Here is a 26,453-nt window from a genome sequence, read left to right as displayed (position 1 = left end):
GGCGGGAACTCGGCCCCGCGAGCCCCGGGCGGCGCGGCGCGAGCGTACGCGAATCCACCCCGCGCGGCGATCCCGGCGGGCTCCTCGGCGCCGGGACCGCGCCGCTCACACCACCCGCGCCCAGGCGAGCCCGCCGAGATCCTCCCGGAAGGCGAACCGGGCCAGGTGCTCGGCCACGACGCCCTGCATCCGGGTCAGGGCCTCGAGGTCGTGGGCCGCGACCCGCAGGGTCAGGCCGTCCGGGTCGGCCTCGGCCGTGAAGGTGCGGCCTTCCCCGAACGGCACCACGCCGCGCTCCGGCGAGAACGCCGTGTCGGGGAACTTGTGGCTCCAGTGCTTGCAGAGCTGGGTCAGGTAGCGGCTGCCCTGCTGGGTGTCGACGCGGGCCTCCGACGTCAGCGTCGCCGGGCCGCTCATCGGGCGGAGGCCTCCTGGAGGGCCGCCCAGATCGCCCGCGGGGTCGCCGGCATGTTGATGTGGGCGATGCCCCGGGGCCGCAGGGCGTCCACGAGGGCGTTCATCACCGAGGGCAGCGACCCGGCGCAGCCGGCCTCGCCGCAGCCCTTCACCCCGAGGGGGTTCGTGGTGGCCGGCACCGCGTGACTCTCGAAGCCCATGAACGGCGCGTCGGAGGCCCGCGGCAGGCAGTAATCCATGTACGAGCCCGTCACGAGCTGGCCCTGGTCGTCGTAGGCGGTGCGCTCCATCAGGGCCTGGCCGATGCCCTGCACCACGCCGCCGTGGAGCTGGCCCTCCACGAGGAGCGGGTTCACGATCGTGCCGAAATCGTTGACCGTGGTGTAGCGCACCACGGTGGCGACCCCGGTCTCCGGGTCGACCTCGACCTCGGCGACGTGGCAGCCGTTCGGGAAGGCGGAGGGCGACTGCTCGTGCACGTGGGCGACGTCGAGGCTCGTCGGCGCGCCCGGGTCGGGCAGCCCGGCCCGGACCTTCGCGGCGAGCTCGAGCAGCCCGATGCCGCGGTCGGTGCCCGCGATGGTGAAGCGGCCCTCGCGGAACTCGATGTCGGCGACGCCCGCCTCCAGCACCGAGGCGGCAGCCTCGCGTCCCTTGGCGATCACGAGGTCGCCGGCCTCCACGATGGCGGCGCCGCTCGCCATCAGGGACTTCGAGCCGCCGGTGCCGCCGCCCGCGATGAGCTGGTCGCTGTCGCCCTGGAGCAGGCGGATGCGGTCGAGCGGGATGCCGAGGCGGTCGTGCAGCACCTGCGAGAACGGCGTCAGGTGCCCCTGGCCGTAATCCAGCGTGCCGGTGATGATCGTCACGGTGCCGTCGGCCTCGAAGCGGATGCCGCCCATCTCGTTCTGGGGCGGCGCGGTGATCTCGAGGTAGTCGCCGATGCCGATGCCTCGCAGCATGCCCCGGCCGGCGCTCTCGGCCCGCCGCGCCGCGAAGCCGTCCCAGTCGGCGGCCGCGAGGGCCCGGTCGAGCACCGCCGGGAAGTCGCCGCTGTCGTAGGTCATGCCCGAGGGCGCCGCGTACGGCATGTCCTCGGGGCGAATGTGGTTGAGGCGGCGCAGGGCGACGCGGTCGCGGCCGGTCTCGGCGGCGGCGGTGTCGATCAGGCGCTCGATGAAGTAGTTGCCCTCCGGCCGGCCGGCACCCCGGTAGGCGCCGATCGGCGTGGTGTTGGTGAACAGGCAGGCCACCGCGACGTCGAAGACCGGCGTGCGGTAGACCCCCACCATGTTGCGGGCGATGTTGACGGTCTGGAACAGGGGCGCGAGGGGGTTGAGGTAGCCGCCCATGTTGGCGCTGCCGCGCAGCCGGTAGGCCAGGAAGCGCCCCTCGGCGTCGAGGGCGAGCTCCGCCACCACCGCCACGTCGCGGCCGTGATGGTCCGACAGGAAGCTCTCGGAGCGCTGGTCGGTCCACTTCACCGGCCGGCCCAGCACCTTGGCGGCGTGCAGGAGCGGCAGGTACTCGGGATAGACCGGCGCCTTCATGCCGAACGAGCCGCCGACGTTGCCGGTGAGCACCCGGACCTTGTCGCGCGCGACCTTCAGGACGCCGTCCGCGAGCCCGTTGCGCAGGCCGAACACGCCCTGCGAGCCGACATGCAGGGTGTGGCGCCCGGCCTCGCCGTCGTAGGCGCCGATGGCCGAGCGGGGCTCCATCGGGTTGATCACCAGGCGGTTGTTGACGAGGTCGAGGGTCGTCACGTGCGCCGCCGCCGCGAAGGCCGCCTCGGTGGCCGCCGCGTCGCCGAGGCGGAAGTCGAGGGCGAGGTTGCCCGGCACGTCGTCGTAGAGGAGGGGCGCGCCCTCCGCGGCGGCCTCGTCGGCCGTGGTGACGACCGGCAGGTCCTCGATGTCGAGCACCACCGCCTCGGCGGCGTCGCGGGCCTGCGCCAGCGTCTCGGCCACCACCAGGGCGACGGGCTCGCCGACGTAGCGCACCCGGTCCGTCGACAGCGAGGGCTGCGGCGGCTTGCGCATGGCCGAGCCGTCCTGGTTCTTGAAGGGCATGCCGTTGCCGATCGGCCCGTAGCCGTCGAGGTCGGCCGCCGTCAGGACCGCGATCACGCCCGGCAGGGCGGCCGCGGCCTCGGAGTCGATGCCCCGCAGGAAACCGTGGGCGATCGGGCTGCGCACGAACACCCCGTAGGCCTGCCCGTCCAGGGCGAGATCGTCGGTGTAGCGGCCCTCGCCCCGCACCAGCACCGGGTCCTCGGCCCGCGGGACCGGCTGGCCGATGCCGAATTTCTGCGGGGCCGCGAAGTTGCGGGCGTCGGGACGGGCGTTCATGCCGGGGCTCTCCGGAAGTCCAATACACCCTGAGCTAGCAACTCGGCGGGAACCTGCAAGGCGCTCCGGGGCGGGACACCCCGGCGCAGGCGTCACGGCTCGGGCGGGAGCCCGCCGGCCGGTGACCTTTCGCCACGGACCGGGGCGCCCCCGGACGCCGGCTTTCCGGCGCTCAGGCCGCCGCGCCGGAGCGGCTCCCGGCCGCCGGCGCCCCGCCGGATCCCTCCCGCTCCGGCGGAGCCTCGCCGGGCAGGAGGTCGCCGGGGAGCACCCGGTCGGGCAGCACCTTGCCGGGATTGAGGAGGCCGTGGGGATCGAGGGCCGCCTTGAGGCGGTGCATCAGGTCGAGGGCGACGGGGTCCTTGTAGCGCAGGAGCTCGTCGCGCTTGATCAGCCCGACCCCGTGCTCGGCCGCGATCGAGCCGTCGAGTTCGTGCACGATGTCGTGGACGATGCGGTTGAAGCGCGGCCAGGCGGCCAGGAACGCCATCCGGTCCATGCCCGGGGGCTGGGTCAGGTTGAAGTGGATGTTGCCGTCGCCGAAATGCCCGAAGGCGCAGACCCGCACCCCCTGCATCGCCGCCTCGCAGGCGGCCGTCGCCCGCTCGAGGAACTCCGCCACCCGCGACACCGGCACCGCGACGTCGTGCTTGATCGAGCCGCCCTCGTGGCCCTGGACCTCGGACAGGCTCTCGCGCAGGCGCCAGAGGGCGCGTCCCTGCGCGTCGCTCTGGGCGAGCACGGCGTCCTCGGCCCCCTCGGCCTCGATCAGCCCGGCGAGGAGTCCCTCGAGCTCCGCGCCGGCATCGGGGGCCGGGGAGGAGAGCTCCACCAGCGCGTAGGCGGCGTGGTCGCCCGCGAGCGGGCGCACCGCACCCGGGAGGTGGCGCAGCACGATCTCGAGGGCGAAGCGCGGCAGGTACTCGAAGGCCGTGAGGCGCGGGCCGACCCGCCCGCGCAGGTGCCCGAAGGCCGCGAGCGCCGCCCGCGCCGAGGCGAGGCCCAGGAAGGCGGTGGCGCGGGAGGCCGGCTTGGGGAAGAGCTTCAGCACCGCCGCCGTGATGATGCCGAGGGTGCCCTCGGAGCCGACGAAGAGGTGTTTCAGGTCGTAGCCGGCATTGTCCTTGCGCAGGGCCCGCAGGCCGTTCCAGACCCGCCCGTCCGCCAGCACCACCTCGAGCCCGAGGGTGAGCTCGCGGGCGTTGCCGTAGGCCAGCACCGCGGTGCCCCCGGCGTTGGTGGCGAGGTTGCCGCCGATGCGGCACGAGCCCTCCGAGGCGAGGGAGAGGGGGAAGAGCAGCCCGGCCTCGTCCGCCGCCTGCTGCACCCGGGCGAGCACGCAGCCCGCCTCGACCGTGATGGTGGCGTCGAGGACGTCGAGCGTCCGCACCCGGTCGAGGCGCGAGAGCGAGATCACCACGCCGCCGGCCGGCACGCCGCCGCCGACGAGGCCGGTATTGCCGCCCTGCGCCACCACGGGCACCCGGGCGCGGGCGCATTCCCGCACCGCGAAGGCCACCTCGGCGGTGTCGCGCGGGCGCACGACCGCGAGCGCCTCCCCGCGGTAGAGCCCGCGGGTCTCGGCGAGGTGGGGAGCCACGTCGTCGGGCGCGGTCAGGACGTGGGCGGCGCCGAGGCGCGCCGCGAGGGTGTCGATCAGGCTCTTGTTGGACACGGCAGGCTCACGGAGGCGGACAGGACCCCGCACGCGGCAGGCTCCCGGAGGCGGGATGCGGTCCACCGAGGCACCGACCCGGCGGCGCGGGAGGCCGGGATGGCGCGCCGCGGACGCGGCCTCTAGATAGCGGTCAGCCGGCGTTTTCCCAAGGCGCCGGGCCCCGCCCCCCCGCCCGAGACGGACCCCATGCTCTCCGTGATCCCGAACCCGCCGCGCACCGCGCTCCCCATTCACGGCACCCAGGATCTGTTCCCGGTCCGGCGGGTCTACTGCGTCGGGCGCAACTACGCGGCGCATGCCCGCGAGATGGGCGCCGACCCGACCCGCGAGCCGCCGTTCTTCTTCATGAAGCCCGCCGACGCGCTCCAGGTGGTGCCGGCCGGCGAGACCGTGGCGCATCCCTACCCGCCGAAGACCGCGAACTACCACCACGAGATCGAGCTGGTGGTGGCCCTCGGCCAGTCCGGGCGCGACATCCCGGTCGCGCGCGCCCTCGAGCACGTCTACGGCTACGCGGTCGGCCTCGACATGACCCGGCGCGACCTCCAGGACGAGGCCAAGGCCCTGCGCCGGCCCTGGGAGCTCGGCAAGAGCGCCGACGCCTCGGGACCGGTCGGCGTGCTCCAGCCGGCGAGCGCCATCGGCCACCCGGAGCGGGGCACGATCGCGCTCACCGTCGACGGCGCCGTGCGCCAGAAGGCCGACCTCTCCGACATGATCTGGTCCGTGGCCGAGCAGATCGCCTACCTGTCGGCCTACTTCGCGCTCGAGCCCGGCGACGTGATCTTCGCCGGCACCCCGGAGGGCGTCGGCGCGGTCGCGCGCGGGCAGACCCTGGTCGGGTCGATCGAGGGCGTGGGCGAGATCCGCCTCGCGGTCGGCTGAGCGGGCGCCCGGGAGGGGACGACGTGACACGACGCACGCAGCACCTGCTCATGCGCGGCGCCCACCTGGTCTGGCGCGTCACCCGCGGGATGACCCTCGGCGTGCGCGGCGCGGCCATCGACGGAGAGGACCGGGTCTGCCTGATCCGGCACACCTACGTGGCCGGCTGGCACCTGCCGGGCGGCGGCGTCGAGCCCGGCGAGACCGCCCTCGAGGCCCTCGGCCGGGAGTTCCTGGAGGAGGCCGAGGTGGTGCTCGACCCCGCCGTGACGCCCCGCCTGCACGGCTTCTACCTCAATGCCGCCGCCTCCGGACGCGACCACGTCGCGCTCTACGTCGCCCGCGCCTTCGCGGTCCGGGCGCCCAAGCGCCCCGACCGCGAGATCGCCGAGTGCGGCTTCTTCCCCCTCGGCGACCTGCCCGCCGACACGACGACGGCCACCCGGGCGCGCCTCGCCGAGATCGCGCACGGCATCCCGCCCGCCGCGCGCTGGTGACGGGCCGCGCGCCGCGATCTCCCCCTTGCGCCCGCCGGCGGAATGGTGTTTATGCCGCCCATCGGCGCCGCCACGGTGGCTCCGGAAAACGCGAGAGCGGGTGTAGCTCAGGGGTAGAGCACAACCTTGCCAAGGTTGGGGTCGAGGGTTCGAATCCCTTCGCCCGCTCCAGTTTTCCTCAACGATCCGGACGACTTGAGGGCTGCCACTCGGCGGCCCTCGTCGTTTTCGGACGCCCCCGGAGGGCAGCGGGGCGGCGATCCTGGCGCGACGCCATGCCGCGCTTCGCGGCCGCGCGCGGACGGGCAGTCAGAGGGATTGCACGGGCCTGCCGACCGGGGCTCACGACGACGGCAGGAAGCGCCCGCACGATCGCAGGGACGCCTCCAGGGATGCCGGCGGCGCAGCGAGGCTGGTCGACCACCCGGCAGGAACGATAAGGATCAACGATGAGCACCCATGACGACGCGCCCGACGGCGCCACCGAACCGGCCAAGGCCTCCCAGCGCGAGCACCGGGCGGCGATGCAGGCCGAACGTGCCGAGATGGCCAAGCAGGCCTGGGAGGACATCGCCTCGGCCGACCGCAGCCGCGACGAGAACATGGTGCGCCTGAAGGCGGCACGGCTGGAGCGGGACGCGGAGATCGCCGCCGCCGCGCCCGCCCCGAAGGCCAAGGCCAAGGCCAAGCCGAAGGCAAGGTGATCCGGGACCGCCGGGCCTGCCGGCGTCATCGTGGCGGGGCATGGCGAGGGGCCCGGCATCCGGCCCCCAGCCGCCCACGAGCCCCGACGGGCGCCAGCCCGGCACCGTCGTCGGCACCGGTCGAGCCCGCCACCACGGCGAGGCGGGCGCGGGACGATGCCGGCGGCCCGCCCCGATGCGGATCCGCTCTCCGGCCGCACGACGCGCGGCGCGCGAAGGCCGGGCGGGTCTTCGCAGATCAGGCCGTGTACGCGCGGGCGGCGACGCGCGGACGGGCCGATGCAGGTGAAGCGGCCGGTGGAGGAGCAACGATCGTGATCGATCATCGGGAACGAAGACCGGCTGCCGTAGTGGCCCGGTCTCTCCTCATGGTCTGCGCGTGCCTGATCGCCGCCGGCGCCGAGGCGGGTCAACGCGGCCGTTCCGAGCGCCTCACCCTCGGAAACTCCGCATCCGTGAGCTGCGCAGAGAAGGGCGGGACGTCCGAGATCCGAAGCCGTGACAGCGGCCAGACCGGGTATTGCCGCTTCCCCGACGGCCGCGTCTGCGAGGAATGGGCACTCCTGCGGGACGGCCGCTGCACCCCTCCCGAGTGACCGCACGGGCGCACGCGCGGCGGCCTGCCACCGGACGCGGGGACCTCATGGTGCACGATCCCGTCGCCGCTCTCGCAACCGGTGCGGTGGCGTCCGACATCCGGCAACCCTGCTCGCAGGTTCACGCGCACGGGCAGGCCTCCCGATTCCTTCGAGCGACCTTCGGCCTCCTTTCGGCCTGATCTCCGCCACGATCGCGTGCTGCGGGAGCCCCCGCCGTCGGCTGCCATCGTCCCCGCCCTCGGCCCGACGCCACCACGGCCACCGCAGCCGGACCGGCCGCCGCAAGTCGAACTGCCGTTCTCGGGATTGGCACAATCCTGACTGATTGAATTTCTTTTGAGCGCGGCCGCTACAAAATGAAATCAACCGGTTATTCACGGCCAAAATCCATCGATATGTACAATATATTGAATTTTGATCTAGTATAGATTGAAATTTCTGCCGGCAAGTCGGATCGTATTCATCACTCTGCCAACCGCGATGCCACCGCCAACGCTGCGATGCCGGGAGGCACATGGGACGCCGGCGGGCTATGTCGTGCCTTAACCAAGCCTTAATTGACCCTATTGTGCCTCGCCGGGCGACCAGCGTGACGGTTCACGCCGCGCGCGTGCGGCGCACGCAATGTGGAGGGCTACCGATTGTACTCTGAATATATCAGATATTGCCTCGTTGGCGCCTCCGCCATCTTATTGGCTGTCGTCTTGTTTGTGTATCTACAGTCCGGGCAGTTGTTCAATCTGACGGCCCTTGGCCTGATTCTGTTCTTTGCCGCGAACGCAGGCTACCTGATGTTCTGCAAGGAGTTCGCGCAGCCCAGCCGCCTCCTCGCCTTCGTGGCGAGCTGTGCCGCCCTGGCGGCGTACAAGCTCGAGGATCTGGCCGAGCAGGCCGAGCACACCGAGCGGGAACGCGCCGCGACCCTCTCCGCCCGGGCCGCGGAGCCTGGGCCGCCGCAGAAGGACGTGTCCCGTCAGACGATGCCGGTGCCGCGGGACGTCGCGCTCCCGGTCTCGCTCGCGAGCACGGCGCAGCTGTCCGTCGCGGATCATTCCCGCGAGCTCGCACTCCACTAGCGAGGACCGGGCGGTGCGCCCCGGCCTGCGGGGGGTGAGCCCCGGGCAGGCTGCGCTCGGCGCGTCTGCCCGGGGCATCAGAGCGCCGGCGGCGGTGTGCGGCGCGCTGATCTCAGAAAGAACCCGCCTCGGCGGGGCCGGGCGGGAAGGCGGGGTCCCGACCTTGACCGTAACGCGTCGCCGCCGGGCCGGCACACTCATTTGAGAAGGGCGCCGCGCGCGGATCAGCCCGGGAGGCTCGACGGGGCCTGCCAGGCCACGCCCGGGTGCTCGCGGATGTCGCCGGCCCGGCTCCCGGTGTCGGCATCGCTCACCCAGTCGCTCGGCTCCGCCACCGCCTCGATCGTCTCGTCCGGATAGGCGGCCTCGAGGAACAGCCTGGCCTCGCCCTCGCCTGCGGCCCGCACCGTCACCAGGGGATGGTCCCGGCCGATCTTCGCGATGAAGAGCTTCGTCATGCTCACGCTCCGTCGTGGCAGCCGCCGCGCGGCTCAGCCCCTGAGATAGGGCGCGGATGCGCCTCGCCCCGCCGCCATCGCGGGCGCCGGGGTCGCGGGCCGCACGCCGGTCAGGCAAATCCCCACTTCATGACCCCGAGATTTCCACGCTACAACGCAAACATCCCGCGACGGCGGAGTGCGCCCGGTCGTGGCAGAGCGCGACCCGTTGCGTGCGGCACCCATGACCAATATGGCGATCACCCACACGTACGGCAGTGCGATGCGGTTCGGCGACACGACCTACAGTGTCTGCCTGCTGGATCCGTCCGATGCGGTCGTCGACACGTACAGGATGGTCGCGGACGACGACGCGGCGGCGATCCGGCGCGCCGCGGCTTTCACGGCCCGCTACGCCGTGGAGGTCCGGGACCGCGCCCGGCTCATCGCGCGCATGCCGCCCCGGGCCGGCCGCGGAGGCGGGCCGGCGGCCAGCGGGCGCCAGGGGTGACGGGCGGCGCGAGGGCGCGGCGCCGCCGTCCCGCCTTCCGGTACGGGCGAGCGCCATAAGCGGTAGAGGCCGGGAGCCGGCCCGATTCGATAGGCGTTGTTCTCAGGCTGGCACGGCCCGTGCAGTAATCAGGCAATCAAGCTGCGAGGCAACCATGGCGGTCTACCACTTCCTGGGTGCGGAGAACGAGCCGGACGGCGTGATGAGCCCGGTCCTCTACCGCCACGAGATCTCGGCGGCGACGGATTCCGAGGCCCTGGAGATGGCGCGCGCGATCGGCCTCAACACCGCGGATGCCCGCGTCAACGTCGTGTGGATGGTGTCTCCCGATCGCCGGGTGCTCTGGGTGGGGTTGGGCGCTCATCCCTAGGTTTCCCGCAACCGAGCCGCGAGGATCGCGATCATGGTCGAGGCCCGCAAGGAACGTGCGTTCGACGGCTACTGCACCGTCTACCTCGGTCCGCACGTCATCATCACGAACCTGACCGACAGCGCCGCGGACGCGCTGATCAGCATCCATCGACGGTTGAACGGGCGGTAGCGCGCGGCGCCGCGCCGGAGGCCGCGGGACGCCGTCGAACCCCGCGGGCCGGGCTGGGACCGGCCGGCGCGCGGGACCGGGCGGGGCCGCGCGACACCGGTCCTCCCCCCGGGCCGGCGCAGCCCCATGCCGGCGCCTCCGCTCCCGTCTGGCGCCGCGCCGGGCGCCGCCGAGCCCGCCATGAGGTCGAAGGCCCGGCCCGTCACCCCGCCGCGCCCCGCAGCCCGCCGTCGTTCCGCCGCGCCGCGAACCCCGACGATGCAGGGACGCCGGCGCCCGGCGACGCGCGGGCCCGCCGGCCGCGCGCCCGGCGCCCCGATGAAGCGCGTCTCGCCCCTCCTCGCCGGCGCCACGCACCTCCCGCGGAAACCGGTCCCGGCCGGTCCGGCGGCCCCGAGCAGCGTATTCGGGCAATGCGGCCGCCGCCGGCGCGTGTCATCATCCGATCGCAGGAGGCGCCCAGCGTATTTGTCCAGTACTTTGGATCCCATCGTTCCCGTGACAGGCTTTCGAGATCATCGATCTCGCGATGGGGGGTGTGCAATGCTCCGTCTCATTATCATCGTCCTGTGCCTCATACTGCTCGTGCAGATCGAAACCGCCTTCCACCCCGGCGCGAGCGCGTCGGGATCGGAGCAGGATGACGCGGTGCTGTCTGTGCCTGCCCCCGAGCCCCCGCCCATCGATTGATCGGCTCGTCCGCGCGGCGCGGCGCATCAGGCACGACGGCGATCCGGGGGCTCACCATGCCGCGGTCCATCGGGGTCCCCGCTCCCGGCTCCAAGCCGGTACAGACCGCCTACCTCGCCGCGGTCGGGCTGCCGATCCTGGCGATCTGCCTCGCGGCCGCCCAGCATCAGCACCGCGCGGCATCGGCCCCGTACGCCGCCGCCCCGCCGGTGCCCGCGACGGTCGCCGGCTACGTCGCGTGCGACACCTACAAGGCGAACTTCGCGCGGCACCTCGCGGCGGGCAGGGCCGACCTGCCGCAGCCCGTCTACACGCCGCAGCGGTTCTTCCCGCAGAGCCAGGAAGTGCTGAACTATCGCCTCGCGGATTACATGCTCGGGTGCAGCAGCGACGCGGCGATCACGGAGATCAGCGCGACGCTGAAGGACCACACGGCACGAGGCGTCGAGGACTGGCGCCGGCTCCTCGCCGCCATCATCCGCAGCCTGCGAACCGAGCTCACGCACGGCGACTGCGACGCCCTCCTCGCCACGCTCGAGGACGGAGCCCTGGCGCGGGCGCGCCGCAGCCGGGCCGAGCGGGGATTGGATTTCGGCGAGGACCGGCTGCGTCTGCCGGACTACATCCTGGAGTACACGGTCAGCACCGGGCGGCACCACTTCCACGTCTATTCCGACAAGCCGTCCGCCTCGGAGTAGCGGGCCCGGCCGGCTGCGCGGCCGATGCCTCCGGGCGGCGTCCCCCGTGCGGGGCCGCCGCCCGCGCTCACCCGCGCCGGAGGGAGGCGGCCGGATGGCTGGCGGGCAGCCGCGAGCGTCCGGTGAGCCGCGCGCGCAGGGTGCCGGCCGGGGAGGCGAGGGGGTAGCGCCCGCGGCCTTGGAGCTCCGGCACCAGCAGGTCGACCGCGTCCGTGAAGCTCTCGGGCGCCACCGCGTAGGCGAGGTTGAAGCCGTCGACGCCCGTGCGGGCGATCCAGCCCTCCAGGGCGTCGGCGACGGTCGCCGGCGCGCCGACGAAGACCGGGCCGATGCCGCCGATGCCGACGTGGCGGGCCACCTCCCGCACCGTCCAGACCCGGCCGGGGTCGGCCCGGGTGATGTTGTCCATGGCGCTCCGCCCGGCGTCGTTCTCGACGTGGCGCACCTCGGCATCGAGGTCGAGCCGGGAGAAATCGACCCCGGTCCAGCCGGACATCAGCGTCAGGGCGCCCTCGTCGCTGATGTGGGCGCGGTACTCGGCGAGCCGGGCCTCGGCGGCCGCGTCGGTCCCGGCCACGATCACGGTGGCGAGCGCGTAGACCGTCACGTCGCCCGGGTCGCGGCCGTGGGCCGCGAGGGACTGGCGGAGCGCCGCGACCCGCGGCGCCACCACCGCCTCCGAGGGACCGGAGAGGAACACCGCCTCGGCGTGCCGGCCGGCGAAGTCGCGCCCCTTCGGCGAGGTCCCGGCCTGGTAGAGGAAGGGCGTGCGCTGGGGCGTCGGCGCGCAGAGATGGATGCCGTCGAGGCGGAAATGCGGGCCCTCGTGGCGGACCGCCCGCACCCGCTCGGGGTCCACGAAGACGCCGCGGGCCCGGTCGGCCACCACGGCGTCGTCCGCCCACGACCCCTCCCAGAGCGCGTAGACGACCTGCATGTACTCCTCGGCCACGTCGTAGCGGTCGTCGTGGGCGGCCTGGCGCGGGAGCCCCATCGCCCGGGCGGCGCTGTCGAGGTAGCCGGTGACGATGTTCCAGCCGACGCGCCCCCCGGTGAGCTGGTCGAGGGTCGAGAAGCGCCGCGCCAGCAGGTAGGGCGGCTCGTAGGACAGGTTGCAGGTGATGCCGAAGCCGAGACGCTCCGTCACCGCGGCCATGGCCGGCACGAGCAGCATCGGGTCGGCGAGGGGCACCTGCGCGGCGTTCCGCAGCGCCGCGGCGGGCGAGCCGGCGTAGACGTCGTAGACCCCGAGCACGTCGGCCAGGAACAGGCCGTCGAACAGGCCCCGCTCCAGGGTGCGGGCGAGCTCCGTCCAGTAGGCCAGGCTGCCGTACTCCGCCGAGCGGTCGCGGGGGTGGCGCCAGAGGCCGGGGGACTGGTGGCCGACGCAGTTCATCGCGAAGGCGTTCAGGCGGATCGGTGGCGCCATGGCGGACGGGCTCGTGGTGGAGGGGCGACGCCGCTCTTACCCGGTCGCGGCCGGCCGGGCGAGGGGCCGGCCGCCGCGCCGCCGGCGCGGCATCGGGCACCGGCCCGCGGGGGCGCTCAGCCGCGCAGGCCCGCGTCGGGGCGCCGGTCCGCGGGGCCCGCGGCCTCCTGCAGGGCGAGCACCCCCGTGGCGAGGGCGCCCGCGCGGACCTCCCGCTCGCCGGCCCGCACCACGTAGGTGGTGAGGAAGAGGAGGACCAGGACCGTCAGGGCGTTCCAGGCGAAGAGCCGGCTCCTGCGGCGGAGCCGGCGCGCGACGGCGATGGCGGGCATGGCGGACCTCTCCTGGCGGGGGACTTGCGGTGGCGGAGCCGGCGGGGGCATTCCTCACCACGTCGGCACGTAGGCGCCCTTGAACCGGGCCAGGATGAAGCGCTTCACCGGCTCGGAGCGGTAGGCCTCGACCAGCGCCTGCACCCAGGGCTTGTCCCGGTTCGGCTCCGCCACCGCGATGATGTTGACCCAGGGGCCCTCGGCCGGCTCGCGCAGGAGCGGGTCGCGGGTCGGGTCGAGCCCGGCCTGGATGGCGTAGTTGTTGTTGATCGAGGCGGCGTCGACGTCGTCGAGGGCGCGGGCGAGCTGGGCGGCATCGAGCTCGACGAAGCGGAAGCCGCGGGGATTCTCGGCGATGTCGGCGAGGCTCGCCGCCGTGTCGCCGGGGTTGCGCAGGCGGATCAGCTGGTTGGCGTGCAGGATCTGGAGCGAGCGGGCGCCGTTCGAGGGGTCGTTCTGGATCGCGATCGTCGCCCCCTTCGGCAGGTCGGCCACCGACCTGTAGCGCTTGGAGTAGATCCCCTGCGGCGACGCCGTGGTGGTGGCGACCTTGACGAGGGGCCACCCGGTCTTGGCGATCTGGTTGCGCAGGTAGGGCTCGTGCTGGAAGGAGTTGGCGTCGAGGTCGCCCTGAGCCAGCGCCTGGTTGGGGACGACGTAGTCGGTGAACTCGATCACCTTGAGGTCGAGGCCGCGCTCGGCCGCGACCTTGCGCACGGCCTCCAGCACCTCGGCGTGCGGCCCGGCCGTGACCCCGACCCGGATCGGGTCGGCCGGGGCGGCGGTCGCTCCCACGGCCAGCAGCAGGGCGAGCGCCAGGGCGGGACGTCGAAGCATCGCGGCAGGTCTCCTCGTTCGAAACATCGTCCCGGCGGGGCGGCGCTCAGTGCAGGCCCGGCACGCCGGCGCGCAGCGGCAGGACGGTCGCGCCCGTCGCCGCGACGGGCTCCGGGCTCAGGCCCGCGGGGTGCGCCGGCGGCGCGGGCGAGGGCCGGCCGGCGCCCGCCCTTCAACCCGCCGCCCCGGAGGGCCCGTGCCGGTCCGGGCGCGAAGCCTCACCGTCGAGGCGGCGCGCGTCCGCGCGGCCGTCGAGACGCCATCCTGAGGCCTCCACGCGTGGACCGGGGAGCGCCGGCCGCGGGCGGGCCGGCGCCGAGGTCCCGAGACTGCCGGGGCGCGTTCTTCAAGTCAACGAGATTGTTCTTTTTAAAGAACGGGGCCGCGCAGGAGATTGTTGCGCGCCGGGTGCGCCGGCGAGAACGTTCTGCCCCGCGGCCGGGCCCGCCGGCTCATTCCATGGTGAAGCCCACCTTCAGGGTGACCTGGTAGTGCTGGACCTTGCCGCTCTCGATCTGCCCGCGGGTCTCCAGCACCTGGAACCAGCGCAGGTTGCGCACGGTGCGGTGGGCGCGCGCGATCGCCGTCTCGATGGCGTCCTCGATCGAGACCGTGGACGAGCCGACCAGCTCGACGACCTTGTAGACGTGCTCCGACATCGATCCCTCCGGGCGATTGAGGCCGCCGCGAGTGTGGGCCCGCCGGCCCGCGCGCTCAAGCGGGAGGCGGCGCGTGAAGCCCGCGGGCCGGCGCCCGCGGGCGATTGCGCCGCCCGGCCGTTCCCCCGACAATGCCGCGGATCGCCGCCCGCGCGGCCGGCCGACACCGGTGCGATAGGATCCCGTGAACGAGCACGTCTCCCAGCGCCAGCAGGACATCCTCGCCCTCGCCCGCCAGCAGGGCCGCGTCAGCGTCGAGGACCTGGCGGCGCGGTTCGACGTGACGCCCCAGACCATCCGCAAGGACCTGAACGAGCTCTGCGACAGCCGGCTGCTCTCGCGCATCCACGGCGGCGCCGTGGTGGCCTCGGGCGTCGAGAACGTGTCCTACGAGGCCCGCCGCCTCGTCGCCCACGCCGAGAAGCGGGCGATCGGCGCGGCGGCGGCCCGGCTCATCCCCGACAACGCCTCCCTGTTCATCAACATCGGCACCACCACCGAGGAGGTCGCCCGGGCGCTCGGCGACCACCAGGACCTCCTCGTCATCACGAACAACCTCAACGTCGCGACGCTCCTGTACCGGCACCCGAAGATGAGCCTCATCGTCGCGGGCGGGCCGGTGCGCCGGGCCGACGGGGCCGTGATCGGCTCGGCGGCGGTCGACTTCATCAGCCAGTTCAAGGTCGACTACGCGGTGATCGGCGCCTCCGCCATCGACGAGGACGGCACGCTCCTCGACTTCGACTACCGCGAGGTGCGGGTGGCCCGCGCCATCATCGAGAATGCCCGCCGGGTGATCCTGGTCGCCGACAAGCTCAAGCTCGAGCGCTCGGCCCCGATCCGCGTCGGCCACGTCGGCGAGCTCGACGCCTTCGTGACCGACGCGCTGCCCTCGGCGGCCCTGCGGGAGCTCTGCCTCCGGCACCGCGTCGAACTGATCGAGACCGGGACGGACCCCGCCGCGCAGGAGACGCCCGACGCCGCCGAGTGACGGCGCCGGGCGGGGCGGCGATCCGAAAGCCGCCGGGTTTCGCGTCCGGGCCTGTTCTTTCGTTTTCGCTTGCGTTCGATTTCCGGCCCTCATAGGTTCGATTCAGGCGTAGAAACGAAAGAGCCGAAAGGCTCCGGCAGGGAGGTTGGCTTGGGCGTCGGACGCCAGCAGCACGGCATCGTCGACCTCGCGGTGATCGGCGGCGGCATCAACGGCTGCGGCATCGCCCGCGACGCGGTCGGCCGGGGCGCCTCCGTGGTGCTGTTCGAGCAGAGCGACCTCGCCAGCGGCACCTCCTCCACCTCCACCAAGCTGATTCACGGCGGCCTGCGCTACCTGGAGCACTACGAGTTCCGCCTGGTGCGCGAGGCCCTGATGGAGCGCGAGGTGCTGTGGGCCATGGCGCCCCACATCGTCTGGCCGCTGCGCTTCGTGCTGCCCCACCAGGAGGGCCTCCGGCCCGGCTGGCTCCTGCGCCTCGGCCTCCTGCTCTACGACAACCTCGGCGGCCGCAAGCGCCTGCCCGGCACCCGCACCCTCGACCTCGCGCGCGACCCCGCCGGGGCGCCCCTGAAGGCGGGTTTCCGGCGCGCCTTCGAGTATTCCGACTGCTGGGTGGAGGATTCGCGCCTCGTCGTGCTGAACGCCCGCGACGCGGCCGAGCGGGGCGCCGTGATCCGGCCCCGCACCCGGGTGCTGGCAGCGGCCCGGGCCGGCGATCACTGGGACGTGACCGTGGAGGACCGGGCGAGCGGTCGGCGCGAGACCGTGCAGGCGCGCACCCTCGTCAACGCCGCCGGCCCCTGGGTCGCCGACGTGCTCACGGGCGTGGTGCGGGCCAACGCCGCGGCGGGGGTGCGCCTGGTCCAGGGCAGCCACATCGTGGTGCGGCGCCTGTTCCAGCACGACCGGGCCTACATCTTCCAGAACGCCGACCAGCGCATCATCTTCGCGATCCCCTACGAGCGCGACTTCACCCTCATCGGCACCACCGACCGGGACTACACGGGCGACCCCGCGGCGGTGGCGGCGAGCGAGGAGGAGGTCGCCTACCTGTGCGCCGCCGCGAGCGAGTACTTCCGCGAGCCCGTGACCCGCGAGGCGGTGGTCTGGACCTACTCGGGCGTGCGTCCCCTCTACGACGACGGCGCCTCGAAGGCGCAGGAGGCCACCCGCGACTACGTCCTGGCCCTCGACGCGCCGCAGGGCCAGCCCGCCATGCTGTCGGTGTTCGGCGGCAAGATCACGACCTACCGGCGCCTCGCCGAGGCGGCGCTCGAGCGCCTGAAGGACCACCTGCCGGCGGCGCACGGGGCCTCCTGGACCGGGAGCGCCACCCTGCCGGGCGGGAACTTCCCGGCGGACGGCTACGGCGACGTCGTGGCGGGCCTCGTGCGCCAGCATCCGGGCCTGCCGCGGGCGCTGGTCGAGCGCCTGGTGCGGGCCTACGGCACGGAGGCCCGCGAGATCCTCACGGGCGCCCGCAGCCTCGCCGACCTCGGCCGCCTGTTCGGCGCCGACCTGACGGAGCGCGAGGTCGTCCACCTGATGCGCCGCGAATGGGCGGCGGGCGCCGACGACGTGCTCTGGCGGCGCTCCAAGCTCGGCCTGCGCCTCGACGCCGCCGAGGCCGCCGCCCTCGACGAGTTCATGCGGCGGGACGCCGCCGCCTCCTCGGCGGCCTGAGGGGAGGGCGCGCCATGACGCTGGTCCTGGAATCCGTGACCAGGCGGGTCGGCCCCGAGACCCACATCCGCGACGTCAGCCTCGCGCTGCCGAAGGGCTCGCTCAACGTCCTGCTCGGCCAGACGCTCGCCGGCAAGACCAGCCTGATGCGCCTGATGGCCGGCCTCGACGCGCCGAGCGAGGGCCGGATCCGCGTCGACGGAGCGGACGTCACCGGCTGGCCGGTGCAGCGCCGCAACGTCGCGATGGTCTACCAGCAGTTCATCAACTACCCGTCGCTGTCGGTCTACGAGAACATCGCCTCGCCGCTGCGGGTCGCCCGGCTGCCGCGCGCCGAGATCGAGGCCCGGGTGCGCGAGGCGGCGCGCCTCCTCAAGCTCGAGCCCCATCTCGGGCGCCGCCCGCTCGAGCTCTCGGGCGGGCAGCAGCAGCGCACCGCCCTGGCGCGGGCGCTCGTCAAGCGCGCCGACCTCGTGCTGATGGACGAGCCGCTGGCGAACCTCGACTACAAGCTGCGCGAGGAGCTGCGCGAGGAGCTTCCCCGCATCTTCGCCGAGACCGGCGCCGTCTTCGTCTACGCCACCACCGAGCCCGCCGAGGCGCTGCTGCTCGGCGGCCACACCGCGGCGCTCCACCGGGGCCGGGTGACGCAGTTCGGCCCGACGCCGGAGGTCTACCGGCGGCCCCACGACCTCACGACCGCCCAGGTGTTCTCCGACCCGCCCCTCAACACCCTGAGGGTGGTCAAGGCCAACGGCCGGGTGACGCTGCCGACGGGCGGGCAGGCCCGGGCCGCCGGCACCTTCGCGGGCGTACCGGACGGGACCTACACCCTGGGCTTCCGGGCCCACCACCTCGCCCTCGACCCGATCCCGGACGCCGTCGCCCTGCCCGCCACCGTCTCGGTCGCGGAGATCACCGGCTCGGAGAGCTTCGTGCACATCGATGCCGGCGAGCACCGGCTGATCGCGCTCCTCGCCGGGGTGCGCCGGTTCGAGCCGGGCACGGCCGTCACGGCCTACCTCGATCCGCGCCACGCGCTCCTGTTCGACGCGGGCGGCCGTACCGCGGCCCTCGACCTGCCGGCGGCGGCCTGAGAGGAGCCCGCCCCCATGGCCCGCATCACCCTCGATCACCTCGCCCACGCCTACGGGCCCCACCCGAAGGAGCCGCAGGACTACGCGCTGAAGGAGATCGACCACGTCTGGCGCCAGGGGGGCGCCTACGCGCTGCTCGGCCCCTCGGGATGCGGCAAGTCCACGCTCCTCAACATCATCTCGGGGCTCGTGGTGCCGACCCGCGGCCGCATCCTGTTCGACGACCGCGACGTCACCACCCTGCCGACCGAGGCGCGCAACATCGCCCAGGTGTTCCAGTTCCCGGTCGTCTACGACACCATGACGGTGCGCGAGAACCTCGCCTTCCCGCTCCGGAACCGCCGGGTGCCGGCCCCCGCCGTCCGGGCCCGCGTCGAGGAGATCGCCGGCCTCCTCGACCTCCGGGGCGTGCTCGACCGCAAGGCCAGCAACCTCACGGCGGACATGAAGCAGACGATCTCGCTCGGGCGCGGGCTGGTGCGCCCCGACGTGGCCGCGATCCTGTTCGACGAGCCCCTGACGGTGATCGACCCGCACCTGAAGTGGCAGCTCCGCTCGATGCTGAAGGAGCTGCACCGCAAGCTCGACCTGACGATGATCTACGTCACCCACGACCAGACCGAGGCGCTGACCTTCGCCGACACGGTGGTGGTGATGCACGACGGGGCCGTGGTGCAGACCGGCACGCCCGACGAGCTGTTCGAGCGGCCGGCCCACACCTTCGTCGGCCACTTCATCGGCTCGCCGGGCATGAACCTGCTGCCGGCGCGGGTCGAGGGCCGCACCGCCTACGTCGAGGGCCACGCCATCCCGCTCGCCCGCGGCTACCCGGACCTGCCGGAGGGCCGGCGCATCGAGCTCGGCGTGCGGCCCGAATACGTGCACCTCGCGCCCCGGGGCCTCGGGCTGCCGGTGCGCCTGCGCCGCATCGACGACATCGGCCGCCAGCGCCTCGCGCGGGTGGAGCTCGGCGGCCGGCCGCTCGTGGCGACCGTGGCGGAGGGCCAGAGCCTCGACGGGGACGAGGCGGCCCTGACCCTCGATCCGCGCCAGATCCACATCTACGCCGACGGCGCCCTGGTGCCGGGCCTCGCCGCGGGAGGCGGCGCGCCATGACCAAGACCGTCAACCAGAAGGCCTGGCTGCTCGTCCTCCCGGTCTTCCTCGTCGTCGCCTTCTCGGCGGTGCTGCCGCTGATGACGGTGGTGAACTACTCGATGCAGGACACGTTCGGGAACAACCAGTTCTTCTGGAACGGCATCGGCTGGTTCCAGGAGCTGCTCGACCCCGCGAGCCAGTTCGGCGAGCGCTTCTTCGACGCGCTGTGGCGCAACCTCCTGTTCTCGGCCGTCATCCTGGCGATCGAGGTGCCGCTCGGCATCGCGGTGGCCCTGGCGATGCCGCGGGAGGGCAGGGCGGTGGCCTTCTGCCTCGTGGTCATGGCCCTGCCGCTCCTGATCCCGTGGAACGTCGTCGGCACGATCTGGCAGGTCTTCGCCCGCGGCGACATCGGGCTCCTCGGCTACCTGATCAACCGGCTCGGCATCGACTACAATTACGCCGGAAGCGCCCTCGCGGCCTGGTCCACGATCGTCGTCATGGACGTCTGGCACTGGACGAGCCTCGTGGCGCTCCTGTGCTACGCCGGCCTGAAGTCGATCCCCGACGCCTACTACCAGGCCGCCCGCATCGACGGCGCCGGCGCCCTCGCGGTGTTCCGCACCATCCAGCTGCCGAAGATGCGCCGCGTGCTGCTGATCGCCGTGCTCCTGCGGTTCATGGACTCGTTCATGATCTACACCGAGCCCTTCGTGCTCACCGGGGGCGGCCCCGGCAACGCCACCACCTTCCTGTCGATCGACCTCGTCAAGCTGGCGCTCGGCCAGTTCGACCTCGGCCGGGCGGCCGCGATGTCGCTCGTCTACAACCTGATCATCCTGGCGACCTGCTGGGTGTTCTACACCGTGATGACGAACGTCGACGCGGGCAGCCGGGCCGCGCCCGCGCAGAGCGACCCGGCGGACGCTGCCGGCAGCAGCCTGCCGCCCGCCGCCACCGTCGCGCTCGACCGGAGGGCCGCCTGATGCGCGGGCGCAACGTCGTGATGACGCTCTACCTGCTTTTCCTGATGCTGCCGATCTACTGGCTCGTGAACATGAGCCTGAAGACCAACCAGGAGATCACCACCGGTCTCACGCTCTGGCCGCGCGACATCACCTTCGCGAACTACGTCCGGATCTTCACCGATCCGAGCTGGTACGGCGGCTACCTCAACTCGCTGACCTACGTCGGCATCAACACGGTGCTGTCGATCGGGCTCGCGCTGCCGGCGGCCTACGCCTTCTCGCGCTACCGCTTCATCGGCGACAAGCACCTGTTCTTCTGGCTGCTCTCGAACCGCATGGCGCCGCCGGCGGTGTTCGCGCTGCCGTTCTTCAACCTCTACTCGGCGGTCGGGCTGTTCGACACGCCCTGGTCCGTGGCGCTCGCCCATTGCCTGTTCAACGTGCCGCTCGCGGTGTGGATCCTCGAGGGCTTCATGTCGGGCGTGCCGCGGGAGATCGACGAGACGGCGGCCATCGACGGCTACGGCTTCCCGCGCTTCTTCGTGCGGATCTTCATGCCGCTGATCGCCTCCGGCATCGGCGTCGCGGCCTTCTTCTGCTTCATGTTCTCGTGGGTCGAGCTCCTGCTCGCCCGCACGCTGACCTCGGTCAACGCCAAGCCGATCGCCGCCACCATGACCCGCACGGTCTCGGCGGCGGGCATGGACTGGGGCCTGCTCGCGGCGGCCGGCGTGCTCACCATCGTGCCGGGGGCGCTCGTGATCTGGTTCGTGCGCAACTACATCGCCAAGGGCTTCGCCCTCGGCCGGGTGTGAAGGGTCGGGAGGAGGCGCATGCCTGATTTCGCCTGGATGGCCTGGACCTGGCAGACCGCCGCCTTCTTCGCGGTGATCGCCGGGCTCCTCGCCCTGATGACCCTGCTCGCCGTGTGGCGCCCGGAGACCGAGCGCGTCGGCATCCTGCGCATCCCGACGACCCGGGGCGACCGCCTGTTCCTGACGCTCGTCGGGGCCGCCTTCATCCATCTCGCCTGGCTCGGGCTCGTCGGCCCGAGCCTCGAATGGGCGCTCGCGGCATCGCTCCTCTACGGGGCGGCGATGTTCCGCTTCGCCTAGACGAGCGGGAGGGATACGAGATCGGCTGCGGCGGAACGGCGAAGCCCGTCCGCCGCGGACCGGTCCGGAGACGGCGCGCCGCGTTCCGGGCCTCGCGGTTCGCGCAACCGGACCGGCCGGAGCGCCCGGACCAGCGCGCCCGCACGGGCGAGCCCACACGGATCCACCAGGGAGGATGACACCGATGACACGCCAATGGTTGCTCACCGCCGCGAGCGCCCTCGCCCTCAGCGTCGCCGCAGGCGGCGCGAAGGCCGGCATGGACGAGGCCAGGCGCTGGGTCGACGTCGAGTTCCAGCCCTCGACCCTGTCGAAGGACGAGCAGCTCAAGGAGATGCAGTGGTTCGTCGATGCGGCGAAGCCCTTCGCCGGCACGGAGATCAACTTCGTCTCCGAGACGCTGACCACCCACGAGTACGAGGCCCGCACCCTCGCCAAGGCGTTCCAGGAGATCACCGGCATCAAGGTGAACCACGACGTCATCCAGGAGGGCGACGTCGTCGAGAAGATCCAGACGCAGATGCAGTCCGGCAAGAACATCTACGACGGCTGGATCAACGATTCCGACTTCATCGGCACCCACGCCCGCTACAACCAGACCGTCAACCTGACCGACTGGATGGCGGGCGAGGCCAAGGCCGTCACCAACCCGCAGCTCGACGTCGACGACTTCATCGGCCGCTCCTTCGGCAGCTGGACCGACGGCAAGCTGTTCCAGCTCCCCGACCAGCAATTCGCCAACCTGTACTGGTTCCGCTACGACTGGTTCCAGCGCGCCGACCTGAAGGAGAAGTTCAAGGCCAAGTACGGCTACGAGCTCGGCGTCCCCGTCAACTGGTCGGCCTACGAGGACATCGCCGAGTTCTTCACCAGCGACGTGAAGGAGATCGACGGCCAGAAGGTCTACGGCCACATGGACTACGGGAAGAAGGACCCGTCCCTCGGCTGGCGCTTCACCGATGCCTGGCTCTCCATGGCGGGCAACGGCGACAAGGGCATCCCGAACGGCAAGCCGGTGGACGAGTGGGGCATCCGCCTCGACGGCTGCCGCCCCGTCGGCTCCTCGGTCGAGCGCGGCGGCGACGCCAACGGCCCGGCCTCGGTCTACGCCGTCGCCAAGTACGTCGACTGGCTGAAGAAGTACGCCCCGCCCCAGGCCGCCGGCATGACCTTCTCGGAATCCGGCCCGGTCCCGGCGCAGGGCAACGTCGCCCAGCAGATGTTCTGGTACACCGCCTTCACGGCCGACATGGTCAAGCCCGGCCTCGCCGTGGTGAACCCGGACGGCTCGCCGAAGTGGCGGGTGGCGCCCTCGCCGCACGGCTCCTACTGGAAGGAGGGCATGAAGCTCGGCTACCAGGATGCCGGCTCGCTCACCCTCCTGAAGTCGACGCCGGTCGAGCGGCGCAAGGCCGCCTGGCTCTACCAGCAGTTCATCGTCTCGAAGACGGTCAGCCTGAAGAAGAGCCACGTCGGCCTCACCTTCATCCGCGAGAGCGACATCTGGGACAAGTCGTTCACCGAGCGGGCCCCGAAGCTCGGCGGCCTGATCGAGTTCTACCGCTCGCCGGCCCGCACGCAGTGGACCCCGACCGGCGTGAACGTGCCGGACTACCCCAAGCTCGCCCAGCTCTGGTGGCAGAACATCGGCGACGCCTCCTCGGGCGCCAAGACGCCCCAGGCGGCCATGGACGCCCTCGCGGCGGCCCAGGACGACGTGATGGCGCGCCTGGAGCGCTCCAAGGTCCAGGGCGATTGCGGCCCGAAGCTGAACCCGAAGACCTCCGCCGAGCACTGGTTCGAGCAGGCCCAGAAGGACGGCAACATCGCGCCGCAGCGCAAGCTCGCCAACGAGAAGCCGAAGGGCGAGACCATCGACTACGACACCCTGATCAAGAGCTGGCCGGCCTCGCCCCCGAAGAAGGGCTGATCCGCCGGGCCGGGACGGGCGCAACGGCCCGCCCCGGCCCCGCCGCCTCGCCCGGTCGCCGGGATGCCGCCGCGGGCGCCTCCGGGCGGGGCGCCCGCGGCCAGCGCCCCGCCCGCCAGGCCGGTTCCCGGCGCCGGGCGCCCCCGCCGCCCTCGCGCGGAGGCCTTCCTGCCCGGCGGACGCTGCCGGCGCGGCCACGCCCCTCTCTGGAGAGCCCGCGCATGTCCCGCTTCATCCTCGCCATCGACCAGGGCACCACCTCCTCGCGCGCCCTCCTGTTCCGGCCGGACACCTCCATCGCGGCCCTCGCCCAGGCCGAGTTCCCGCAGCACTTCCCGGCCTCGGGCTGGGTCGAGCACGAGCCCGAGGATCTCTGGCGCACCACCCTGGAGACCTGCCGGGCGGCGCTGAGGCAGGCGGGCGCCTCGGGCCGGGACGTGGCGGCGATCGGCATCACCAACCAGCGCGAGACGACGCTCGTCTGGGACCGCCGCACCGGGGAGGCGGTGCACCGCGCCATCGTCTGGCAGGACCGCCGCTCCGCCGGGATCTGCGCCCGCCTCCGGGCCGAGGGGCACGAGCCGCGGGTGACGGCGACGACCGGGTTGATCCTCGACCCCTACTTCTCGGGCACCAAGATCGCCTGGATCCTCGACAACGTGCCGGGCGCCCGGGCCCGGGCCGAGGCCGGCGAGCTCGCCTTCGGCACCGTCGATTCCTACCTGCTCTGGCGCCTCACCGGCGGCCGGCTGCACCTCACCGACGCCACCAACGCCTCGCGCACGCTGCTCTACGACATCCACCGCGGCGCCTGGGACGACGGGATGCTGGCGCTCCTCGGCGTGCCGGCCGCCATGCTGCCGGAGGTGCGCGATTCCTCGGGCGATTTCGGCAGCACCGCGCCGGACCTGTTCGGCGCCGCGATCCCGATCCGGGGCGTCGCCGGCGACCAGCAGGCGGCGACGGTGGGGCAGGCCTGCTTCCGGCCCGGCATGGTCAAGTCGACCTACGGCACCGGCTGCTTCGCGCTCCTCAACACCGGCGCGCAGCCGGTGGCCTCGCGCAACAAGCTCCTCACCACCATCGCCTACCAGCTCGGCGGACAGCGCACCTACGCGCTCGAGGGCTCGATCTTCGTCGCCGGCGCGGCCGTGCAGTGGCTGCGCGACGGCCTGAAGGTCATCGCGTCCGCCTCCGAGACCGGCGACCTCGCCGAGCGGGCCGACCCGGCCCAGGAGGTCTACCTCGTGCCGGCCTTCGTGGGGCTCGGCGCGCCCTACTGGGAGCCCGACGCCCGCGGGGCGCTGTTCGGCCTCACCCGCGGCACCGGCCCGGCGGAGCTCGCCCGGGCGGCCCTCGAGAGCGTGTGCTACCAGACCGCCGACCTCCTCGCCGCCATGCGGGCCGACTGGCCGGACGGGGAGGGCCGCGCCACGGTGCTGCGGGTCGACGGCGGCATGGTGGCGTCCGACTGGACGATGCAGCGCCTCGCGGACCTGCTCGCCGCCCCGGTCGACCGGCCCGAGGTGAAGGAGACGACCGCGCTCGGCGCCGCCTACCTGGCGGGGCTGAGCTGCGGGCTCTACCCGGAGCCCGAGCACTTCGCCGACCATTGGCGCCTCGAGCGCCGCTTCACCCCGGCCATGGAGGGGCCCGTCCGCGAGCGCAAGCTCGCGGGCTGGCGCCAGGCCGTGGGCTGCCTCGTCGGGCGCTGACGGCCGCGGCGGCGCCGCCCGGCCCGCCGTCAGCGGCGGTTGCGGTGCCGCCGGTGCTTGCGCGCGCGGTGGCTCGCCGAGACCACCGTGATGGTGATCTTGTCGGAGGCGACGCTCGGGGAGAACGGCCGGTGCAGGGCGTCGCCGAGGACGAGCTGCAGCGTGTGGCGGCCCGGCTCGAGATCGAGCTTCGTCTCGGTCTGGCCGCCGCCGAAATGCAGGTGGTTGGTGTCGGCCGGGATCGGCGCGGAGGCGGCGGGCGTCCCGGCATCGACCACGAGGTGGTGGTGTCCGGCGTTCCTGGCCGGGCTCCCGGCCTGGGTCACGCCCATGTTGCGCAGGCCGAACCGCACCACGACCGGCGACTTGAGGCGCGCGCCGTTGGTGGGCGAGATGAAGTACACCGTCGCGTCAGCCGGCGGGGCCACGATGGGCGGCGGCGCCGGGTCGGCGGGCGCCTGGGCGTGCGCGGGCGCGGCCGCGAGCAGAACACAGAGACCGCAACCCGCGGCCGTCAGCTTGATCATCGCCATCCTCCTCCGCGCTCCGGCGACCCGGAGCGGGTGTCACAGGAAATCCGGCCGGCGCCCGGCCCTCGCGCGGCCGCCGCGGGCCGGGCCCGGACCCGGGTGGGGACCCGCCGCGGCCCCGCCGGCGCCCGGGCCGCGACGCCTCAAAAGTCCCTCGCGATCCGGAAGCCGTTCGCCGGGTAGCGCACCGAACTGTCGTAGAAGTTGCGGCTCGTCATGCGCACCGACGTGCCGGCCGCCATCCAGGAGCCGCCCCGCAGGACGCGCTGCTGGCAGCTGCCGCCCACCACCCAGGCGCTGCCGTCGGTCGGCGCGCGCTGGAAGTTCCTGTGCCAGCAATCGGCGGTCCACTGCGCGACCGAGCACAGGCTGTCGCCGACGCCGAAGCGGTTGAGCCACTGGCGATCCACCGGAGGGGGCGCGGCCGGGGGGGCGCTGCCGGCGGGGGTGCAGGCGGCGAGGTCGGGCCGGAAGGTGTTGCCCCACCAGTAGCGCGTCGTCGTCCCGCCCCGCGCGGCGAACTCCCACTCCGCCTCGCTCGGCAGGCGGTAGAGCTGGCGGGTCGCGCGGGAGATCCAGGTCACGTATTGCTGGGCGTCGTCGAAGCTGAGATTCGAGACCGGCCGCTCGGGCTCGCCCGTCGGCTTGTAGTCGCAGGCGCCCGCCCGCTGGCACACCGACCATTCCGCCACGGTCACCGGGGAGACCCCGATCGCGAAGCGCCTGAGGCTGACCTGGTGGGTCGGCTGCTCGGTCGGGTGGGCGCTGCTGCCCATCACGAAGGTGCCGGGCTCGATCACCACCATGGGCGGGCAGTCGGCGCAGTCCTGGAACCGGCCCTCCCGGTCGACGACGGGACGGCCGCCCTGGCGCAGGCCCGCCTCCCGGTCGGCCGGGCGCGGCTCGGCGTCCGGCGGCGGGACCACGGCCGGCGGGGGCGCGGCCGGCAGGGTGCCGGCACCGGGCGTGCGCGCAGGCGGCT

The 26,453-nt window shown here is 73.1% G+C and carries 28 protein-coding genes and 1 tRNA gene; 19 read left to right on the top strand and 10 right to left on the bottom strand.

All coding sequences use genetic code 11. The features are described from left to right. Window positions 1-105: 105 nt before the first annotated feature. The 3 genes from DT057_RS17620 to DT057_RS17610 form a co-directional block, all read right to left on the bottom strand. Window positions 106-417 carry a DUF2218 domain-containing protein gene (locus tag DT057_RS17620; RefSeq protein WP_128563408.1) on the bottom strand — a complete coding sequence of 104 codons (312 nt, stop codon included), beginning with the start codon at window positions 415-417 and terminating at the stop codon, window positions 106-108. After that, window positions 414-2,768 carry a xanthine dehydrogenase family protein molybdopterin-binding subunit gene (locus DT057_RS17615; protein ID WP_128563407.1) on the bottom strand — a complete coding sequence of 785 codons (2,355 nt, stop codon included), beginning with the start codon at window positions 2,766-2,768 and terminating at the stop codon, window positions 414-416. The genes DT057_RS17620 and DT057_RS17615 overlap by 4 nt, the downstream gene beginning before the upstream one ends. Window positions 2,769-2,940: 172 nt before the next feature. Continuing rightward, window positions 2,941-4,443 carry an FAD-binding oxidoreductase gene (locus DT057_RS17610; protein ID WP_238313330.1) on the bottom strand — a complete coding sequence of 501 codons (1,503 nt, stop codon included), beginning with the start codon at window positions 4,441-4,443 and terminating at the stop codon, window positions 2,941-2,943. A 189-nt stretch (window positions 4,444-4,632) separates the two neighbouring features. Here DT057_RS17610 and DT057_RS17605 point away from each other — a divergent pair, with 189 nt between their 5' ends. The 6 genes from DT057_RS17605 to DT057_RS17580 all read left to right on the top strand — a co-directional run bounded on the left by DT057_RS17605 (window position 4,633) and on the right by DT057_RS17580 (window position 8,207). After that, window positions 4,633-5,331 carry a fumarylacetoacetate hydrolase family protein gene (locus DT057_RS17605; RefSeq protein WP_128563405.1) on the top strand — a complete coding sequence of 233 codons (699 nt, stop codon included), beginning with the start codon at window positions 4,633-4,635 and terminating at the stop codon, window positions 5,329-5,331. Between the two features lie 23 nt (window positions 5,332-5,354). Further along, a complete protein-coding gene (locus DT057_RS17600) occupies window positions 5,355-5,828 on the top strand; it encodes an NUDIX domain-containing protein (RefSeq protein WP_128563404.1) in 474 nt (157 codons plus the stop codon). A 96-nt stretch (window positions 5,829-5,924) separates the two neighbouring features. Then, a tRNA-Gly gene (locus DT057_RS17595) sits at window positions 5,925-5,999 on the top strand. A gap of 278 nt (window positions 6,000-6,277) precedes the next feature. Then, window positions 6,278-6,532, top strand: a complete 255-nt coding sequence (locus tag DT057_RS17590; RefSeq protein WP_203236302.1) for a hypothetical protein — start codon at window positions 6,278-6,280, stop codon at window positions 6,530-6,532. A gap of 368 nt (window positions 6,533-6,900) precedes the next feature. Continuing rightward, window positions 6,901-7,128: a putative hemolysin gene (locus DT057_RS37535; protein WP_128563427.1), complete on the top strand. Its 228-nt coding sequence runs from the start codon at window positions 6,901-6,903 to the stop codon at window positions 7,126-7,128. Between the two features lie 644 nt (window positions 7,129-7,772). Then, window positions 7,773-8,207 (top strand): hypothetical protein, encoded by a 435-nt coding sequence (locus tag DT057_RS17580; protein WP_128563403.1) that lies wholly within the window; start codon window positions 7,773-7,775, stop codon window positions 8,205-8,207. A gap of 224 nt (window positions 8,208-8,431) precedes the next feature. Here the strand turns inward: DT057_RS17580 and DT057_RS17575 are convergent, their stop codons facing one another. Next, on the bottom strand, window positions 8,432-8,665 hold the full coding sequence (locus tag DT057_RS17575; protein WP_128563402.1) for a hypothetical protein: 234 nt from the start codon (window positions 8,663-8,665) through the stop codon (window positions 8,432-8,434). 190 nt (window positions 8,666-8,855) lie between these two features. Between DT057_RS17575 and DT057_RS17570 the strand changes: the two genes are divergently transcribed. From DT057_RS17570 to DT057_RS17560, 4 genes are all read left to right on the top strand, one after another. Continuing rightward, window positions 8,856-9,155, top strand: coding sequence for a hypothetical protein (locus tag DT057_RS17570; protein ID WP_128563401.1), 300 nt, complete (start codon window positions 8,856-8,858; stop codon window positions 9,153-9,155). A 154-nt stretch (window positions 9,156-9,309) separates the two neighbouring features. Beyond that, window positions 9,310-9,525 carry a hypothetical protein gene (locus tag DT057_RS17565; RefSeq protein WP_128563400.1) on the top strand — a complete coding sequence of 72 codons (216 nt, stop codon included), beginning with the start codon at window positions 9,310-9,312 and terminating at the stop codon, window positions 9,523-9,525. 33 nt (window positions 9,526-9,558) lie between these two features. Next, window positions 9,559-9,696, top strand: coding sequence for a hypothetical protein (locus DT057_RS35510; RefSeq protein ID WP_162501437.1), 138 nt, complete (start codon window positions 9,559-9,561; stop codon window positions 9,694-9,696). Between the two features lie 746 nt (window positions 9,697-10,442). Continuing rightward, complete coding sequence (locus tag DT057_RS17560) at window positions 10,443-11,084, top strand: hypothetical protein (RefSeq protein ID WP_128563399.1); 642 nt, start codon at window positions 10,443-10,445, stop codon at window positions 11,082-11,084. A gap of 67 nt (window positions 11,085-11,151) precedes the next feature. Here DT057_RS17560 and DT057_RS17555 read toward each other — a convergent pair whose 3' ends face one another. From DT057_RS17555 to DT057_RS17540, 4 genes are all read right to left on the bottom strand, one after another. Further along, entirely contained in the window at window positions 11,152-12,513 is a 1,362-nt protein-coding gene (locus DT057_RS17555) for an LLM class flavin-dependent oxidoreductase (protein WP_128563398.1), read from the bottom strand. Between the two features lie 116 nt (window positions 12,514-12,629). After that, entirely contained in the window at window positions 12,630-12,845 is a 216-nt protein-coding gene (locus DT057_RS35505; protein ID WP_162501436.1) for a hypothetical protein, read from the bottom strand. Window positions 12,846-12,899: 54 nt separating this feature from the next. Next, a complete protein-coding gene (locus tag DT057_RS17545; protein WP_128563396.1) occupies window positions 12,900-13,682 on the bottom strand; it encodes a MetQ/NlpA family ABC transporter substrate-binding protein in 783 nt (260 codons plus the stop codon). A gap of 452 nt (window positions 13,683-14,134) precedes the next feature. Continuing rightward, window positions 14,135-14,341 (bottom strand): dodecin, encoded by a 207-nt coding sequence (locus tag DT057_RS17540; protein WP_128563395.1) that lies wholly within the window; start codon window positions 14,339-14,341, stop codon window positions 14,135-14,137. Window positions 14,342-14,525: 184 nt separating this feature from the next. Between DT057_RS17540 and DT057_RS17535 the strand changes: the two genes are divergently transcribed. The 9 genes from DT057_RS17535 (at window position 14,526) to glpK (ending at window position 24,941) form a co-directional block, all read left to right on the top strand. Further along, the gene (locus DT057_RS17535; RefSeq protein WP_128563394.1) at window positions 14,526-15,332 is read left to right on the top strand and encodes a DeoR/GlpR family DNA-binding transcription regulator; all 807 of its coding nucleotides are present in this window, start codon (window positions 14,526-14,528) and stop codon (window positions 15,330-15,332) included. 150 nt (window positions 15,333-15,482) lie between these two features. Continuing rightward, entirely contained in the window at window positions 15,483-17,018 is a 1,536-nt protein-coding gene (gene glpD / locus DT057_RS17530; protein WP_128563393.1) for a glycerol-3-phosphate dehydrogenase, read from the top strand. A gap of 14 nt (window positions 17,019-17,032) precedes the next feature. After that, complete coding sequence (locus DT057_RS17525; protein ID WP_128563392.1) at window positions 17,033-18,115, top strand: ABC transporter ATP-binding protein; 1,083 nt, start codon at window positions 17,033-17,035, stop codon at window positions 18,113-18,115. A gap of 15 nt (window positions 18,116-18,130) precedes the next feature. Next, complete coding sequence (locus DT057_RS17520) at window positions 18,131-19,231, top strand: ABC transporter ATP-binding protein (RefSeq protein ID WP_128563391.1); 1,101 nt, start codon at window positions 18,131-18,133, stop codon at window positions 19,229-19,231. After that, on the top strand, window positions 19,228-20,199 hold the full coding sequence (locus DT057_RS17515) for a carbohydrate ABC transporter permease (protein WP_128563390.1): 972 nt from the start codon (window positions 19,228-19,230) through the stop codon (window positions 20,197-20,199). Before DT057_RS17520 ends, DT057_RS17515 begins: the two co-directional genes overlap by 4 nt. Further along, the gene (locus DT057_RS17510; RefSeq protein WP_128563389.1) at window positions 20,199-20,996 is read left to right on the top strand and encodes a carbohydrate ABC transporter permease; all 798 of its coding nucleotides are present in this window, start codon (window positions 20,199-20,201) and stop codon (window positions 20,994-20,996) included. Before DT057_RS17515 ends, DT057_RS17510 begins: the two co-directional genes overlap by 1 nt. 18 nt (window positions 20,997-21,014) lie before the next feature. Continuing rightward, complete coding sequence (locus DT057_RS17505) at window positions 21,015-21,296, top strand: DUF2160 domain-containing protein (protein WP_128563388.1); 282 nt, start codon at window positions 21,015-21,017, stop codon at window positions 21,294-21,296. Between the two features lie 184 nt (window positions 21,297-21,480). Next, window positions 21,481-23,226, top strand: coding sequence for an ABC transporter substrate-binding protein (locus tag DT057_RS17500; RefSeq protein WP_128563387.1), 1,746 nt, complete (start codon window positions 21,481-21,483; stop codon window positions 23,224-23,226). A 221-nt stretch (window positions 23,227-23,447) separates the two neighbouring features. Beyond that, a complete protein-coding gene (glpK, locus tag DT057_RS17495) occupies window positions 23,448-24,941 on the top strand; it encodes a glycerol kinase GlpK (RefSeq protein WP_128563386.1) in 1,494 nt (497 codons plus the stop codon). 29 nt (window positions 24,942-24,970) lie between these two features. On the opposite strand, the gene DT057_RS17490 is transcribed toward glpK, so the two are convergent. Next, entirely contained in the window at window positions 24,971-25,468 is a 498-nt protein-coding gene (locus DT057_RS17490; protein ID WP_128563385.1) for a DUF4399 domain-containing protein, read from the bottom strand. 146 nt (window positions 25,469-25,614) lie between these two features. Further along, a partial coding sequence (locus tag DT057_RS17485; protein WP_162501435.1) for a formylglycine-generating enzyme family protein occupies window positions 25,615-26,453 on the bottom strand: 839 nt, incomplete at its 5' end.

Source organism: Methylobacterium crusticola (assembly GCF_003574465.1).
Classification (GTDB): domain Bacteria; phylum Pseudomonadota; class Alphaproteobacteria; order Rhizobiales; family Beijerinckiaceae; genus Methylobacterium; species Methylobacterium crusticola.
This window is presented reverse-complemented; position numbering and strand designations above follow the sequence as displayed.